Source organism: Rubripirellula amarantea, assembly GCF_007859865.1.
Classification (GTDB): Bacteria; Planctomycetota; Planctomycetia; order Pirellulales; family Pirellulaceae; genus Rubripirellula; species Rubripirellula amarantea.
This window is the reverse complement of sequence record NZ_SJPI01000001.1, coordinates 700,364-715,567: the sequence shown is the minus strand read 5'-3', so window position 1 is coordinate 715,567 and position 15,204 is coordinate 700,364. Positions and strand designations below refer to the sequence as shown.

Sequence of the window (15,204 nt, the reverse complement as noted above, 5' to 3'; positions counted from 1 at the left end):
CAAACTCGCCATCGTCGCATTGCGACAATGACGTTTTTGGCGTTTTCGATTGATCTCTATGTGATCGAGCAGTAGTCGTGAGGTGTAAGTAGTATCCCTCAACCGCCGCTAAGCGTCCTTGTTCAAGGCAGATAGCGGCCAGTGGAGATTACTCACCACCTTCTTGTGCAGCAGCGGCAGCAGCAGCAGCTTCTGCAGCAGGGTCGATTCCTGCGGGAGTGGTATAATCGTCCATGGTCTTGCCGTTACTATCGCCAATAACGCCACCGGAGTGTCCACCGCAGCCTTGGGTTACGAATGCGGCCGACAGTAACACAGAGAACGCGAGAAACTTCTTCATGGTTTGTTCCTTCAAAGGCCTAAAGCCTGGGGGGGAGAAAAAAAACAGGGCCTTGTCCGTTAAAGCACGAACAAGGCCCACTCATTTTACGTTATCGAAGCCAATAGTTAAACCTACTGATTCAATTGTTCTTCGATGGTTTCGCGGCTGGCACGCGTACCCAGGGCACCCCAAAGGCCGTAAGGGCTCTTGGAACCTGCGACTGGTGCTGGTGCAACGTTGCCATTTCGAACAGGAACGACGTCGGAATCCAGCTTGCCCGCATCGACCGAGTCGGTCATGAAGACTACGGCTCCGTCGCCCATCAGGACGTGAGCACCACCTTGGTGACGGCTACCCATTGGGCAAACGCCTTCGCGGTAACCTGCAAACCAAGCGCTCGAGCCAGCAGCACCGTCGATGGTCAAACCTGAGTTTGGTGGACGGATCGTTTGGCAACCGCTGTAAAGAGCGAAACCAGATGCCCACATGTAACCACGACCGAATCGGTCGGTCCAGTTACCCTGGCATGCGATCGTTGGAGCGGTTGGGTTCGGAGCAACACCGTCGCTCCAGAATCGAGGACGCTCAAGATCGACAGACTGCTTCCAAAGGTTGAGCGTTGGAACAGCTTGGTCCATCGAATCATCAAGCATTGCATTGGTACGAACGTCGCGGTCGCCGATGTCAGTTACGATTTCGCCACACGCGATGGTGTTGGATAGACCGTCGATGATATCGCGGAACTTCATTTCGCTGCGAGCGACGAAGAACCCACGGCATGCTGCGCGAGCTTCAGATGAACGGCCGCCGTTATCGACATAGTTCCAATAAGGCGAGTTCAGAGGACCGGTGGTTCCACGGTGAATCGCGTCACCCATGCAAGCACCGTAGTTGGTACGGCCTTGAGCAGGCAGTCCCGAACCGGGGTCGCTAGGACAACGGAACATCGGGATCTCGGTCAACCAAGGAATGTACTTCCGACCGCCGGGGCCAGTGCCGTTCTGGTTGTCGTCAGCATCGTGAACCGGGCCGTAGGCAGCGTAAGCCTCCGCAGGAGGTAGGTCCAAACCAGTTGAGTCCTTCGACATTGGGTTGGAGATTTGTTCCCAAAGACCTTGTTGTTCTACGAAAGGCAGAAGTCCCACAAGGAAACTGTTCTGCATTTGCACTTTCGTGCGAGTGATGGTGAATTCCCATCCGCCGTTGTTCGCTGGCCCAGATTGTTGCTGAGGGATTTGCTTGAAAGCAGCGTGATAGTTGTGAAGACCGATGCCAATTTGTTTGAAATTGTTGCTGCAGCTCATACGACGAGCGGCTTCACGAGCAGCTTGGACGGCTGGCAGAAGAAGGCCAACCAAAACGCCAATGATGGCGATTACAACCAACAATTCCACCAAGGTGAAACCGTAGTTGCGCGAACGATTTTGAATCATTCAGGAATGCTCCAGAGGAGGACAGGAAATAAAGCGTCACCTATATACGCGAGGAACACGTAAAGAACGCACATGAATTCTGCCAAAAAAATAAAGAATTGCAATGCGGCACTTCGAATAAGGGCGCGATATTCGACTGAATCTTTGCAGCTGGGTGGTTTGAGTGGGCTTTGCCTGGGCCCTTAACTCCCTGGAGGGGTTTCAGTTGAGGTGCGGTCAAAGGCGGACGTGACGTCGCAGTATCTTCGTAGAAAGATGAAGTGGGCGTTGAGTGCCTCAGCATATTTCTGCGTATTTCCCTAGGTCGATCGGAAGATAAGATCCAAGGTTCGAGATGGCTGCCAGCGACAACATTGGATCGCAAGAGTTCGGTAACGACGCACTCGGTCGTTCGGGCGTGCACTGTGAGTTCGATCGACGACGATTTGATGGACTTAACTCGTTTGCAGCAACATGAGTCAGTATCAGCGGCTGCTATTCGATAAGGACGTTTGCGGTTCTTGGTCTGCATGTCAAACACTGCGAATGCCGTGCACCCAAACAAAAAAAGCCTTGCCCGCACGAATGCGGACAAGGCTTTTGAAAAACTGAAAGGCTAGGTCTTACGAAGCCTACTGATTCAATTGTTCTTCGATGGTTTCGCGACTAGCACGCGTACCCAGGGCACCCCAAAGGCCATAAGGGCTCTTGGAACCTGGGACTGGTGCAGGTGCAACATTGCCCATGCGAACGGGAACAACGTCGGAATCAAGTTGGCCCGCATCGACCGAGTCGGTCATAAAGACCACGGCTCCGTCGCCCATCAGGACGTGAGCACCACCTTGGTGACGGCTGCCCATCGGGCAAACGCCTTCGCGGTAACCTGCGAACCAAGCGTTTCCACCCGCAGCACCATCAATGGTCAAACCTGAGTTTGGTGGACGGATCGTTTGGCAACCGCTGTAAAGAGCGAAACCAGATGCCCACATGTAACCACGACCGAATCGGTCGGTCCAGTTACCCTGGCATGCGATCGTTGGAGCGGTTGGGTTCGGAGCAACACCGTCGCTCCAGAATCGAGGACGCTCAAGATCGACAGACTGCTTCCAAAGGTTGAGCGTTGGAACAGCTTGGTCCATCGAATCATCAAGCATTGCATTGGTACGAACGTCGCGGTCGCCGATGTCAGTTACGATTTCGCCACACGCGATGGTGTTGGATAGACCGTCGATGATATCGCGGAACTTCATTGCGCTGCGAGCGACGAAGAACCCACGGCATGCTGCGCGAGCTTCAGATGAACGTCCGCCGTTATCGACATAGTTCCAATATGGTGCGTTCAGAGGACCGGTAGTTCCACGGTGAATCGCGTCACCCATGCAAGCACCGTAGTTGGTGCGGCCTTGAGCAGGCAGTCCCGAACCGGGGTCGCTAGGACAACGGAACATGGGGATCTCGGTCAACCAAGGAATGTACTTCCGACCGCCGGGGCCAGTGCCGTTCTGGTTGTCGTCAGCATCGTGAACCGGACCGTAGGCAGCGTAAGCCTCCGCAGGAGGTAGGTCCAAACCAGTTGAGTCCTTCGACATTGGGTTGGAGATTTGTTCCCAAAGACCTTGTTGTTCTACGAAAGGCAAAAGTCCCACAAGGAAACTGTTCTGCATTTGCACTTTTGTGCGAGTGATATCGAACTCCCATCCGCCATTGTTGGCAGGACCAGATTGTTGCTGCGGGATTTGTTTGAAGGCAGCGTGGTAGTTGTGGAGACCGATTCCGATTTGTTTGAAATTGTTGCTGCAGCTCATGCGGCGGGCAGCTTCGCGAGCAGCTTGAACAGCAGGTAAGAGCAGACCAACCAATACGCCGATGATGGCGATAACAACTAATAGTTCCACCAACGTGAAACCGGATACGCGTGAACGATTACGAGTCATTCAGATTTGTTCCTTACGAGGACGAGTAAATGAAGCGACAAAAACATGACGTAAAATCGACGTCACGAACGCTTCCGTAGTCTCATCAGAATCGGGAATCATGCACCGGTTAATACTAAAGAAAGTGAAGAGTTTTCCTAAAAACCGGTTCGATTTTTCAACATGGATAATTCGCAATTAGTAGGTCGATCGAATTCGTATCCAAGACGTTGTAAACGTTCCCCGCTCGCGATGGGGGACGTGTTAGCTACGCAGGTAGAGACCGTGGTGCGCATCCGATTGTTTAGTCTTGATGTTAGGTGAGATTCCTCACACAGATATGATTTGAAGCAATGACATTCGATCGCGTTTGCGAATTGTGTTTCAAGAAAAGCTATTTTTCAACGAACGCAATAGTGATTTACCGCAACGAAAAAAGCCTTGCCCGCATATGCGGACAAGGCTCTGAATTAACTAACAACTAGGCTTCGAGGAAGACTACTGGTTGAGTTGCTCTTCGATGGTTTCGCGACTAGCACGAGTACCCAAAGCACCCCATAAACCGTAAGGACTCTTGCTACCCGCACGTGGGTAAGTTGGGTCCAGCGTTTCGTTTTGGTTACGAACTGGCACCACGCCTGAATCCAAACCACCACAGTCAACTGAGTCGGTCATGAACACAACCGCTCCGTCGCCCATCATCACGTGAGCACCACCTTGGTGACGACTACCGGGAGGGCAAACGCCTTCGAGGTGACCGGCGTACCAAGCATTCGGACCCGCTCCGGCCAAGCTACAAGCCGAGTTTGGCGGACGAATGGTTTGAACGCCCGAGTTGTACGCTCCACCGTTGGCCCACATGTAACCACGACCATAACGATCTCGCCAGTCTCCAGGACATGCGATCACAGGGGACGTCGGGTTAGGAGCCACACCGTCGCTCCAGAAACGCGGACGCTCAAGGTCAACCATGGTCTTCCAGATGTTCAAGTCAGGAATGTTGGCTCCCCAGTTGTTACGGTCCGTCGACAGGTCGGCTTGCAAGTTCGCGTTGGTACGAACGTCACGGTCACCGATGTCAGTGACGATTTCACCGCAAGCGATCGTGTTGGACAGACCGTCGATGATGTCACGGAACTTCATTTCAGTTCGAGCGACGAAGAAACCTCGGGCGGCTGCGCGAGCATCCGAGTTGGCATCTTGGTCGTCGCCGTAGCTGTACAACCAGTTGCAAGTCGAGTTCGCCCAGTTACATCCGATGGTTCCGGAATTCATCTTGTGAATCGCGTCACCCATGGAGGCACCGTAGTTGGTACGACCTTGAGCTGGCAGACCTGAACCGGGGTCACTAGGACAACGGAACATTGGAATCTCAGTCAGCCATGGCACGTAAGCACGTCCACCGGCATTGGTCTTACCGCCACCATCAGGATCGGTATCGTGGTGAGGACCGTAGGCCGGAAATGGCGTCGGCAATGGCGGTTGACCATTGACGGCTTGGTTGTCGGGATTCGAAATTCGCTCCCACAGACCTTGCTGCTCAACGAACGGCAATAGACCAACAAGGAAACTGTTGGACATCATGACCGAGTCATGACGAGTTTCGTGTTCCCACGAACCAATGCGAGCAGGACCCGACATTTGAGTGGGCATTTGCTTGAACGCAGCGTGGTAATTGTGAAGACCAATACCAATCTGCTTGAAATTGTTGCTGCAGCTCATGCGGCGGGCCGCTTCACGGGCAGCTTGAACGGCTGGCAACAAAAGGCCAACCAACACGCCGATGATGGCGATGACAACCAACAGTTCCACCAAGGTGAAACCGGAGGTTCGTGAGTGCTTACGACTCATAGCAAAGACTCCTAAAAGAACAAAAAAAATATACGCCTGACCAACACACAAACGTGCACCGGTGACGTAGCACCGTATATTACCAGAAGTTGCGGTAAAAACTGGGTGCAAAACCCGATAAGGGTTGTTATTTTCGCCGCAACGGCCTTGCAGCAGGGCTTAATCTACCTCTGCGGGCGGCCCCCCGAAAGGTCGCGTTGTTAGCGTGGCCCGCCTTGAGGCCGCTTTGTGGAAAGATAGGCAGCCTAGTGAGGAGGAAGTCGCGTCTGGGGCCTCGTGCTGCCACAGCCATGTTGGCAAATAAAAAAGCTCTCTGGGTAACCAGAGAGCCTTTACGAATAGCTCGAGTGGATGTCGCGATTCGTCCAGTGTGAACTAAAGCCCAGCGTGAACTAAAAGGCAGTGTGGACTAAAGACCAGGGCGGATGATACGCGGGATTGGTCGCTTAGCTGTTGCTGAGTTCAGCCTCGCTCATTTCGTCACTCTTTCCCTCAGCCGCTTCTGCATCATCGCTTTCCACGATTTCAGCGTAACCACCAGCAGCCATGATCTCATCCTTGATTTGCTCGGTGAGGTCGGTGTTTTCAATCAGGAAGTTGCGAGCCTTCTCTTTGCCTTGGCCAAGGTAGGTCTCCCCGTGCTTGAACCACGAACCGCTACGAGTGACGATCTTGTGAGTTACCCCCAAATCCAACAGGTCACCTTCGTAGCTGATGCCGTTGTTGTGCATCATGTCAAACTCGGCGATCCGGAACGGAGGAGCGACCTTGTTCTTGACGATCTTGGCTTTGACGCGTTGACCGACTTGTTCTTCGCCATCTTTCAAAGCACCGATACGGCGGACATCAATCCGGCAGGAACAGTAGAACTTGAGGGCTCGTCCACCAGGCGTGGTTTCGGGGCTGCCGAACATCACACCGACCTTTTCGCGAATCTGGTTAATGAAGATCACCACGCATTTGCTCTTGGAGATCGCTCCGGTCAGCTTTCGCATGGATTGGCTCATCAAGCGAGCTTGCAAGCCAACGTGGCTATCGCCGATTTCACCTTCCAATTCCTTCTTAGGAACCAAAGCGGCCACCGAGTCAATGATGATGACATCGACTGCGTTACTCTTGACGAGCATCTCGCAGATTTGCATCGCTTCTTCACCACTACTTGGTTGGCTCACCAAAAGCGTATCGAGTTCGACGCCCAGTTTCTTAGCCCAACTTGGGTCAAATGCGTGTTCAGCATCGATGATAGCGGCGATTCCGCCTCGCTTCTGAGCCTCTGCACCGACGTGAAGAGCAAGAGTGGTTTTACCGCTCGACTCTGGGCCAAAGATCTCAATCATGCGGCCTCGTGGAAGGCCTTGTCCGCCGAGGGCCATGTCAAGCGAAAGGCTGCCCGTGGGAATTCCTTCGATGACGAAATTGTGATTGGCACCCAAGGGCATGATGGCACCATCGCCAAATGCTTTCTCGATTTGTTCCAGCGTCGTTTTCAGACCAGGTTCCCGAGTGAGCATTTCTTTAAGCGCTGGATCGACCTTGCCCTTTGATGCGGTAGTAGCTGCTTTCTTCTTGGCCATATTAAAAACCCTTGCCTTTCTGTTTCCCAAAACCGTGCGATAAATGTACCCGGCGATGCTGATGCGACCTTGATCCCGTCTGTTCGTAGTTCCAATCGTGGAACGAAGAACCCCGCTGGGCCAGTGAACGCACTTATAGTACCGGTGTCGTGATGATGACACAAGGAATGTTTCTCAATCCCGACATGAATAGTATCTGACGTGTCGATGACACGTCTGGTCAATGGCTTGAGATTAGGCGACTCAGGATTAAGGGGAGCTCAGGATTACAGGGGCTCAGGATTAACGAGCTCAGGATTATGAGTCAGGTTTTGGCAGGTTTGGTTCCTAGCAGCCGTCTGCTGGTGTCTGATCTACTCTCCGGCTCCCTCGCGAATCAGGTCGATCAGTTCAGCCGTGTCCATTTTGCCGGCGTAGTCGGTGCCGTCGAGGATTCCCGCAACAAGCTTTCGTTTGTCGGCATGAAGTTCGAGAATCTGTTCCTCGATCGTGCCCGCCGATACGAGGCGGTAAACCGTGACCGGGCGTTCTTGGCCGATGCGGTGAGCACGGTCAGTCGCCTGGTCTTCCACCGCCGGATTCCACCAGGGATCCAAGTGCAGCACATAGTCGGCGGCGGTTAGGTTCAAACCGGTGCCACCGGCTTTCAACGAGATCAAGAACAGGTCACCCTCGCCATCCTGGAACGCGTCCACTCGACGGCTGCGTTCCTTCGCCGGTGTTGCCCCGTCAAGGTATTGATAGGTCACGCCAGCCTCGTCGAGCGCTTCGCGAATGAGCTTGAGGTGTTTGACGAACTGACTGAACACGAGGGCACGGTGGTTGCCCTCGCGTAGTTCTTGGACCAATGAAACAAACAGATCCATTTTAGCCGAACTTTTCTTCCACGAACTTTCCACCAATCGTGGGTGACACGAAAGTTGGCGAAGTCGCGTCAACCACGCGAGCGTACGAATGCGTTGTTGACCCGCCGCACCCGATTCGTTGTTCGCTGCACCGCTGAGTTCAGCAAGCGCGGCAACGCGGGCGTCTTCGTAGAGCTTACGTTCACCCTTGCTGAGTTCGGCTTGCAATGTGATTTCAGTTCTTGGTGGCAATTCCTTGAGCACTTTGTCTTTGGTTCGACGAAGTATGAATGGGCGCACCAAGCGGGAAAGCGATTGGCGACGTTCGTCATCCTTATGTCGTTCAATTGGATCGGCGAACCGATTGCGGAATCGGTCCCATGATCCAAGTAAGCCAGGACTCAATGTTCGAAATAGGCTCCACAATTCGCCAAGATGGTTTTCCAAAGGTGTGCCTGACAATCCAAGTCGCCAGTTAGCGTTGATGGCACGGACCGCGCGCGCGGTTTTGGTTTGTGAATTCTTAACGAACTGTGCCTCGTCGAGGACCAGTGTGTTCCATGTTCGGGTGGCGAAGATCTCGGCATCTCGCTGAAGCAACTGATAGCTGACGATGATGATGTCGTGATCACCAGCCGACTTCACTAACTTTTTACGGTCGGCATCGCGATACAAGTGAGCGTTCAGCGAGGGCGCGAAACGCATGGCTTCCCGGACCCAGTTGTCACCAACGCTTGTGGGTGCGACCACCAAAGCGGGCCCATCGGGACCTCGTTCAATCAACGCAGCAAGCGTTTGGACTGTCTTTCCAAGGCCCATGTCATCGGCCAATACTCCGCCAACGCCCCAGGCGGCCAAACGAGCGAGCCATTGGTAACCTTCGAGCTGGTAATCGCGAAGTGTCGCGTCGAGTCCTGCTGGTTTGTCCGGATTCCAATCCGCAAGCGATTCGAGCTTGGCAATCGAAGCATGCCAACGTGCGGTGGCTTCGATCGAGACGTCTTCACCGAATAGTTCGACCACCGAAGGAACCGCTGCATCAGCGATTTTCATTTCGCCACGATCGTTGACGACGGTGTCGCCGAGTTGTTGCAGACGTTTGCGGAACGCATCGGAGATCTTCGAGAACTCACGATCACCCACCTGCACGAGCGAGCGATTGTCTCGCACCGCAGCAAGTAATTGTTCAAGAGGGATTTCGCGTCCGTCAAGGGAAACGGTACCACCGAGGCCAAACCAATCCCGGCGATCTTCAATTTGCACTCGCAGAGCCGAAGGAGTGATTTCACCACGAACCTTCAACGATTCACCTTCGGGCCAAATTAGTCGCGGTGCTTCTTCACCGGCCTGATACAACGCCGCGAGTAGATCCAATGCGATCTCGTCGGATGTGGCGACCCAACGGAAGTGACCGTCCGATGCAAGCGCATCCAATGCAAATTTCTGGACAACAGCCGAGGTGCGATCGAGTTCCGATTTTAGGTCTCGTTGCAGACGAACCGGACCAAGATCCGTCAGGCAAGGCACCGTGTCCGGCGCTTCGCCGGGAACGGCGAGTTGGCGGAAGCGAGGATCATGCATGCCGATCGCCAAACTCAGACCTGCACCGGGGCGCGGTCGCAGTTCCATGACAAGTTCCGCTTCAACCGGCTCGATAGGACCGGCAAGTTGAGGCGGAAGATTGACGCGAATGAGTGTGTCGACGGTCGAACTGCCAACGGAAAATTTGGCAGCCGCTTCGGCATCAAGCAACGTGTCCTTTAAGTCACTACGCACCAAGTACTGGATCATGCGAGTGGCTTTGGGGTCGCGAAGGTGGCAGATCACCATTCGATTGCCTTTGGTGTCTACCAAAATGACAAGCGGATCGACGGGACTGGAATGGCCAAGAATGACTTCGCAATCTTCGACGTTCACGCGAATCCCGGCGACTTCCAATTGCGGACGAAAGCGAAGGTTGGATTTCGCGGTTTCCTCATTGGCGAGTACGACGTCGTTTTCCGGGCTCGATTCTTCTTCGCCTTCCACCTCGACGGGAACAAGCGTGAGCGTTAATTCCGCTGCGAAGACTTCGATGGGCGTGGCGTCGACGTCATCCCAAGTCACGTTCTCGTGGCCAACGAGCGCTTCGAGCGCCTGGAATTCGGCGTAGTGGTCTTCTTCAAATGAATAGCTGGGCTTGGCAACGAGGGCCGCGATGCGTCCGTCTCGCAGATTGCCCGAGAAGTCACGTCGCAACAAATCGTAACTTCGAACCTCACGTCCCTTCGTCCAACCCTTGCGGTTCTTTCTGGGTTTCTGCTCGTAGGCGTTGATCGAAATGGGGCTGTAGTAACGTGAATTGGGAAGACCGATCCGCCACTGCAATTGTGTTTCTTCAGAGGCTTCGACGGTGCGGTTGGACTCTTCCGCTAAGCCAAGGATCTCGCCCACGAGTTCACGACCTGAATTAACAGTGTCGACTTTCAGTTCGCCAAGAAATTCGAATACTTCAGCAGCACCTCGGCGGGCAAGTTGTTCTTGCAATAACCAGGACGACGCCAGGGTGTGTTGGCAGGTGTGTTGTTCCAGGAAGATATCGCACGTGCAGGAAGGACTCGCCTCGAAGGCGGTATCGAGAAGCGAATCGAAGCTCTTTTCCTCGCCATCCTCGTTTGCCTGTTCGTGAATTTCGATCTGGCATTCGACTGTCTTTTGCCGATTTCCTTTGACTCGGAAATCAAATTGCATTCGGTGATCGACCTGCGAGAACGTTGGACCATCAACCGACATCATGGCCGCCTGTTTATCCAACGATTCGTTATGTCGATCGACTAGCCGTTCAATGGCTTCTCCGACCAAAATTCCAAAGGCGCTAATGGCGTCATCGGACATCAAATCCATACTGAGTTTTCCACGTTGCAAACGGTCGATCAATGATGGCGTTGCGAGCCGAATCTTGGCCAAGCCCTCACCAACTTAGTTGAGGTGCCTGACTCGCCATGCGAGCCCAGGTCGCGGCATCAAGACTTTCGGACACGATGGTTCGAACCACGGTGAGCGAACCACGGGGGTGGAGGCCACCGATGAAGGTGCCAAAAGTCTAGGGCGCAGCGCCAACCCGACATCCTAACACCCGCAAGCTACTTGCTCGATGGCACTTTGCCGATTTTGCCGCTCGGCTACATTGTCGCACCAGAGTCAAACCTCATTTCACAACGCTTTTAAGAGAAATCGCATGCCCAAGCTAACCGTTGAAGGTGTCGGACAATTCGATGTGCCCGCAGGAAAACGACTCGTCAAAGCTCTCGTCGAGGAAGCCGGTACTGACCAGCTTCACGCCTGTGGCGGCAAATCTCGTTGCACCACATGCCGCGTTCATTTCGTCGATGGCGAGCCAAAACAGATCACTGAGGCTGAAGCCGAGACGTTAAGAGTTCGTGAAGTGACTGATTCCGGCGTTCGTCTAAGCTGCCAGATTGCTTGCGACCATGACATGACCGTCGAGTTGATCAGTCGGCTCGAAGGCAGCGGTCGATCCGATCAGGGGTCACCGGTGGCCGACGAAATTGAACCCGAGCCAGTTTGGAAGGACAAATAGGTTCGAAAAAACATTTCAATGGTCGACTCGAGCCACGAACGGTTATCGCGGCCGATGAACCCCACATGGCCACCCGCCCGGGGTGACAAGATGTTCAGTTTATCGGTCCGAGCGATGTTCCCCAACGCGCACGTGTCCTGCGAGAAACACTCGTAGGGCACGATCGGGTCATCTTTTGAAGCAATGATTAGCGTCGGAGTTCGTATCGCTCCGATTTGCTCAATGGCCGAGCTTTCGCGGTAATAGTGAAGTGCGTCATCAAAACCGCTCAGGGGTGCCGTGAACTGCTCGTCGAGTTGCCGTAGTGTTTTGGGGCGACGGTCTCGCATGATGGCTTGGAAATCTGCTCGTTGAGCCACCAGTTTCGGTGGTCGTCGCAGCAACGCTCGGATGAAATAGTGGTTATACAGCCGCATACGTCGGCGATCCATGTTGTCGGCGCACCGCTTTAAGTCGATCGGCGGACAAACCGCTGCAACGCCGGACAGACGACTCATCCAGCTTGGCTGGGGATCGAGGCCAGCGCCTATTCGCCCGATGCCTCGCAAGAGTTGATTCCCACCCAACGAGACACCCACCGCGAACAAATCGCCAGTTGTGTTGGCGGCCAATGTGCTCATTGCTACCAAACAGTCGTCGCTGCGACCGGCATGCGATAGGTTTTGCGAATGCGCCCAAGCGGCCCCAAAGCCTCGCATGTCCATCCGACAAACCCGATAGCCCAGGCTTAGGAAATAGTGAGCAAATCGGATCATGTAGGGGGCGGCATGACAGCCCGTCAAACCATGAACCAGCAAAACGGTCGGCGTTTGGACATTCGCGAATTCAGGTTCGTCGATATGCAACGCAATTCGATCGCCTTGGGAAACCTCAACCAACATAGGTGGTCGGTCGCCGATGAGTCTGACATGCCGAGCGGCCGGCCGTCGGATTTCGGGAGCCAGGGTTTGTAGATGCCCACCGCGAAAAATTGGATGGGGAACGAATGGAGGAGGCTCAAACAAAAGCATCTTTCGGTGTACGATCTGACATCATGCAAACGATTCGCTCCTTCATCTCCGTTCCCCTTTCGCCCGAAGTCGAGCACGCGGCGCGGAAATTGATCCAGTATCTCGCTAGCGACGGCGATGGTATCAAGTGGGTTCCCACCGACACGCTGCACCTTACGTTGAAGTTCTTAGGCGATGTCGACAATTTCGAAGTGCCCAAGATCTGCGACGTCATTCGCAATGCCGTGGCCGACGTAGAGCCCTTTGATCTCGTTTTTTCGGGTGCCGGTGGTATGCCATCGCTCGACCGACCTCGCGTTATCTGTGCCGGGGTTCAAGACGAATCCGGTAGTCTGTGCGAAATCGTCAAACGACTGGAAGTCGACCTTGCGGAACTTGGTTTCAAACAAGAGCCTCGCGATTATCGCCCACACTTGACTCTGGGGCGACCCAAGGGAAGTCGAAAAAAAGCCAGCCAAGCTTTGCAGGCAGCCTTGGGTGACGAACGTCGCACCAATCTGGGCACCATGATGGTTGATCACATGCAGTTGATGGCCAGCTTCTTGGATAAGCACGGCCCCACGTACCAAGTCATGGACACGATCGACTTCGATTGATCGTGGTTTCCAACTGAGCGGTTTCCAACTGAGCGGTTTTCAAGGTGACGTTTTTTGATCAACGTTTTCATTGACCGCGGAATTTTCATCGACCGCGAAAGTTGGGTGGTAGTCGAGCAGTAGTCCAGAACGCCTACTGCGCTGCAATTTCAAGCGGGATGCTGGCTTGCCCGTACTTCTTGCCTGCGACGTCTTCCATGGTCAGCTGCATTCGATACGTTCCCGGTGCCAGTTGCTTGGGTAAGTGCATTTGGTACGCGATGTAGTAATCACGCAAGTAGTTCGAGGAAGTCTGGCGATCTTCGGGCAATAGCTGGCTGACCACCTTCTGGTTGTTGCCGTCGTAGATATCAAAACTACCCTGCAGGTGTGTTTCGAATCCGTCGGTGATTTGTTTAGCGGTGAAGTTTTCGATTTCGCAATACAGAATGACCTGTTGGCCTGGCGAGAATCGGTTTCCAGAAAACGGTTTGATTTGACCGTAAGACTCGATTTCGGTGCAGAACGAAAGCGAACGCAGTTCCAATGTGTCGGTCGCTGCAGCGGCAAACTTGGTGGCTTCACGCAGTTGAGGCAGTGCGGTAGTGATTCGGCGGCTGGCAACGGGATGACCTGCGGGGTCAACCATCGTCCACAAACCGAGCAACTGGTGTCGCAAGAATTCTTGTTCCGAATCGGTCATGCCATCAATACCAGCGACGGCCGAATCAACGTCTCCCGAAAGTACCATCATGTGTCGAAGCTTGATCAGGCGGCTAGCGCGTTCTGATTTCGACTCGCCCTCGGGTGCAATGGTGAGTTTCTTGAGCAGGGCTCGATAGAGCTCTGCATCGTTCAGGGTAGATGGATCTAGGCTAACGGTCGGGCTGGTTGCGCTTTTCGCGTTGGGGTTCAGCTTGTCATCGACATCGGTCGGCGTTGCGCGGGCGATCATTGGGTCGTTGGCTCCGCTTTCGCGAGCAGCCGAGGCGGGCTGCACGGCACTAGATTCGTTCGTCTTGGAATCATTGATGGATTGCACGACGGTCGATTCGAGTCCGCCAGATTTCAAGGCTTCGAATTCCGCAGCCGAAATGGTCTGCTTGGTGGATTCGGATTGCGCAACGGCGTTGGACTGGGCCGCATTAGGTTGGGCCGCATTAGGTTGGGCAGCGGTTTTCATTTCTGCATTCGTCTTGGACGACTTGTCACTAACGGTGACCACCGCCGATGATCGTCTCGAGCGATTCGATCGGTCCTCGGCGGTGTGGCCGGAGTGATCCGAATCAGAGTCGTCAGTCAGCCGAAGCGCGGGGTTGTCGGCTGGTTTGCCCGATAGCGCTGGTAGGTCAGGCAAGTTGCCCATGCTTCGCTGGATCGCGGCGGTCATTTCGGATGGCTGATTCGATTTTTCCGCTTTCTTCGCGGTCGCTGCTAGCAATCGACGAAGAGCTTCCTTCTGAACTTCCGGCGGATAGTCGCTAAACGCTTCCATGATCGCCCGTTGCTCATCCGTTTGCGGTTGATCGGACGCCAAAGCGTCGCTGGGCGATCGAGCGGCGACTTGTTGGACGCCAGCTTGTTGGACGGCGGCTTTCGCGGATTGGGAACGATCGGACTTTTGACCGCTAATGTGATCAAGAGCCAGATGATTCGAAGCATTTGATTTTTGCGCCGCAGCCGTTTTCTGATCGGAACTGGTCGCACGAGCATCGATGCGAGGGTGCTGAGGAGCCTTATCGGACGCCAGCATTCGGCGTTGTTGATCGGATTTTTGGCTAGGAGCATCTTCGGCAGTCATGGAAATTTCCAGATTTCCAGATTCCATCGTTGGTCGCTTTTTTAACGTGGATTCCGCGGACGTTGAACCTGATCTGGCCAATCGCTGCCGAGGGGCTTCCACCTCGGGTAGGTCGGCAGGCGATTCCTGAGTCACTTGCACGAAACGTCCGAACGGTTTGGTTCCACGACAGCCGAAGCTGATCATTGATACTGCAAAAACCGCCAGAAACGTCGTCCATCGTTGGCCAAAGGAGTGCATCGTTGCCTCATTGTGGTATTGGGTGATCGGTCTGAAGTCCTTGAAACCCCACGTGAAACGACGGTTCTGCGCAACACTTCG

At 54.2% G+C, this 15,204-nt stretch carries 10 protein-coding genes; 2 read left to right on the top strand and 8 right to left on the bottom strand.

The window, feature by feature from the left end; genetic code table 11:
* Window positions 1–148: 148 nt before the first annotated feature.
* The 6 genes from Pla22_RS02650 to Pla22_RS02625 form a co-directional block, all read right to left on the bottom strand.
* On the bottom strand, window positions 149–340 hold the full coding sequence (locus tag Pla22_RS02650; protein WP_146513221.1) for a hypothetical protein: 192 nt from the start codon (window positions 338–340) through the stop codon (window positions 149–151).
* Between the two features lie 113 nt (window positions 341–453).
* Complete coding sequence (locus tag Pla22_RS02645) at window positions 454–1,755, bottom strand: DUF1559 domain-containing protein (protein ID WP_146513220.1); 1,302 nt, start codon at window positions 1,753–1,755, stop codon at window positions 454–456.
* A 611-nt stretch (window positions 1,756–2,366) separates the two neighbouring features.
* Window positions 2,367–3,668 (bottom strand): DUF1559 domain-containing protein, encoded by a 1,302-nt coding sequence (locus Pla22_RS02640; protein ID WP_146513219.1) that lies wholly within the window; start codon window positions 3,666–3,668, stop codon window positions 2,367–2,369.
* Between the two features lie 477 nt (window positions 3,669–4,145).
* The gene (locus tag Pla22_RS02635) at window positions 4,146–5,498 is read right to left on the bottom strand and encodes a DUF1559 domain-containing protein (RefSeq protein WP_146513218.1); all 1,353 of its coding nucleotides are present in this window, start codon (window positions 5,496–5,498) and stop codon (window positions 4,146–4,148) included.
* A gap of 446 nt (window positions 5,499–5,944) precedes the next feature.
* Complete coding sequence (gene recA / locus Pla22_RS02630) at window positions 5,945–7,072, bottom strand: recombinase RecA (protein ID WP_146513217.1); 1,128 nt, start codon at window positions 7,070–7,072, stop codon at window positions 5,945–5,947.
* Window positions 7,073–7,425: 353 nt separating this feature from the next.
* Window positions 7,426–10,863 carry a DEAD/DEAH box helicase gene (locus Pla22_RS02625; RefSeq protein WP_242631755.1) on the bottom strand — a complete coding sequence of 1,146 codons (3,438 nt, stop codon included), beginning with the start codon at window positions 10,861–10,863 and terminating at the stop codon, window positions 7,426–7,428.
* Window positions 10,864–11,134: 271 nt separating this feature from the next.
* Here Pla22_RS02625 and Pla22_RS02620 point away from each other — a divergent pair, with 271 nt between their 5' ends.
* Window positions 11,135–11,497, top strand: coding sequence for a 2Fe-2S iron-sulfur cluster-binding protein (locus tag Pla22_RS02620; protein ID WP_146513216.1), 363 nt, complete (start codon window positions 11,135–11,137; stop codon window positions 11,495–11,497).
* Here Pla22_RS02620 and Pla22_RS02615 read toward each other — a convergent pair.
* Window positions 11,440–12,378, bottom strand: coding sequence for a YheT family hydrolase (locus Pla22_RS02615; protein WP_165440492.1), 939 nt, complete (start codon window positions 12,376–12,378; stop codon window positions 11,440–11,442). The two genes, Pla22_RS02620 and Pla22_RS02615, sit on opposite strands and share 58 nt — an antisense overlap.
* A gap of 152 nt (window positions 12,379–12,530) precedes the next feature.
* Between Pla22_RS02615 and thpR the strand changes: the two genes are divergently transcribed.
* Entirely contained in the window at window positions 12,531–13,103 is a 573-nt protein-coding gene (gene thpR / locus Pla22_RS02610; RefSeq protein WP_146513214.1) for an RNA 2',3'-cyclic phosphodiesterase, read from the top strand.
* Between the two features lie 133 nt (window positions 13,104–13,236).
* On the opposite strand, the gene Pla22_RS02605 is transcribed toward thpR, so the two are convergent.
* Complete coding sequence (locus tag Pla22_RS02605; RefSeq protein WP_146513213.1) at window positions 13,237–14,910, bottom strand: hypothetical protein; 1,674 nt, start codon at window positions 14,908–14,910, stop codon at window positions 13,237–13,239.
* Window positions 14,911–15,204: the final 294 nt, after the last annotated feature.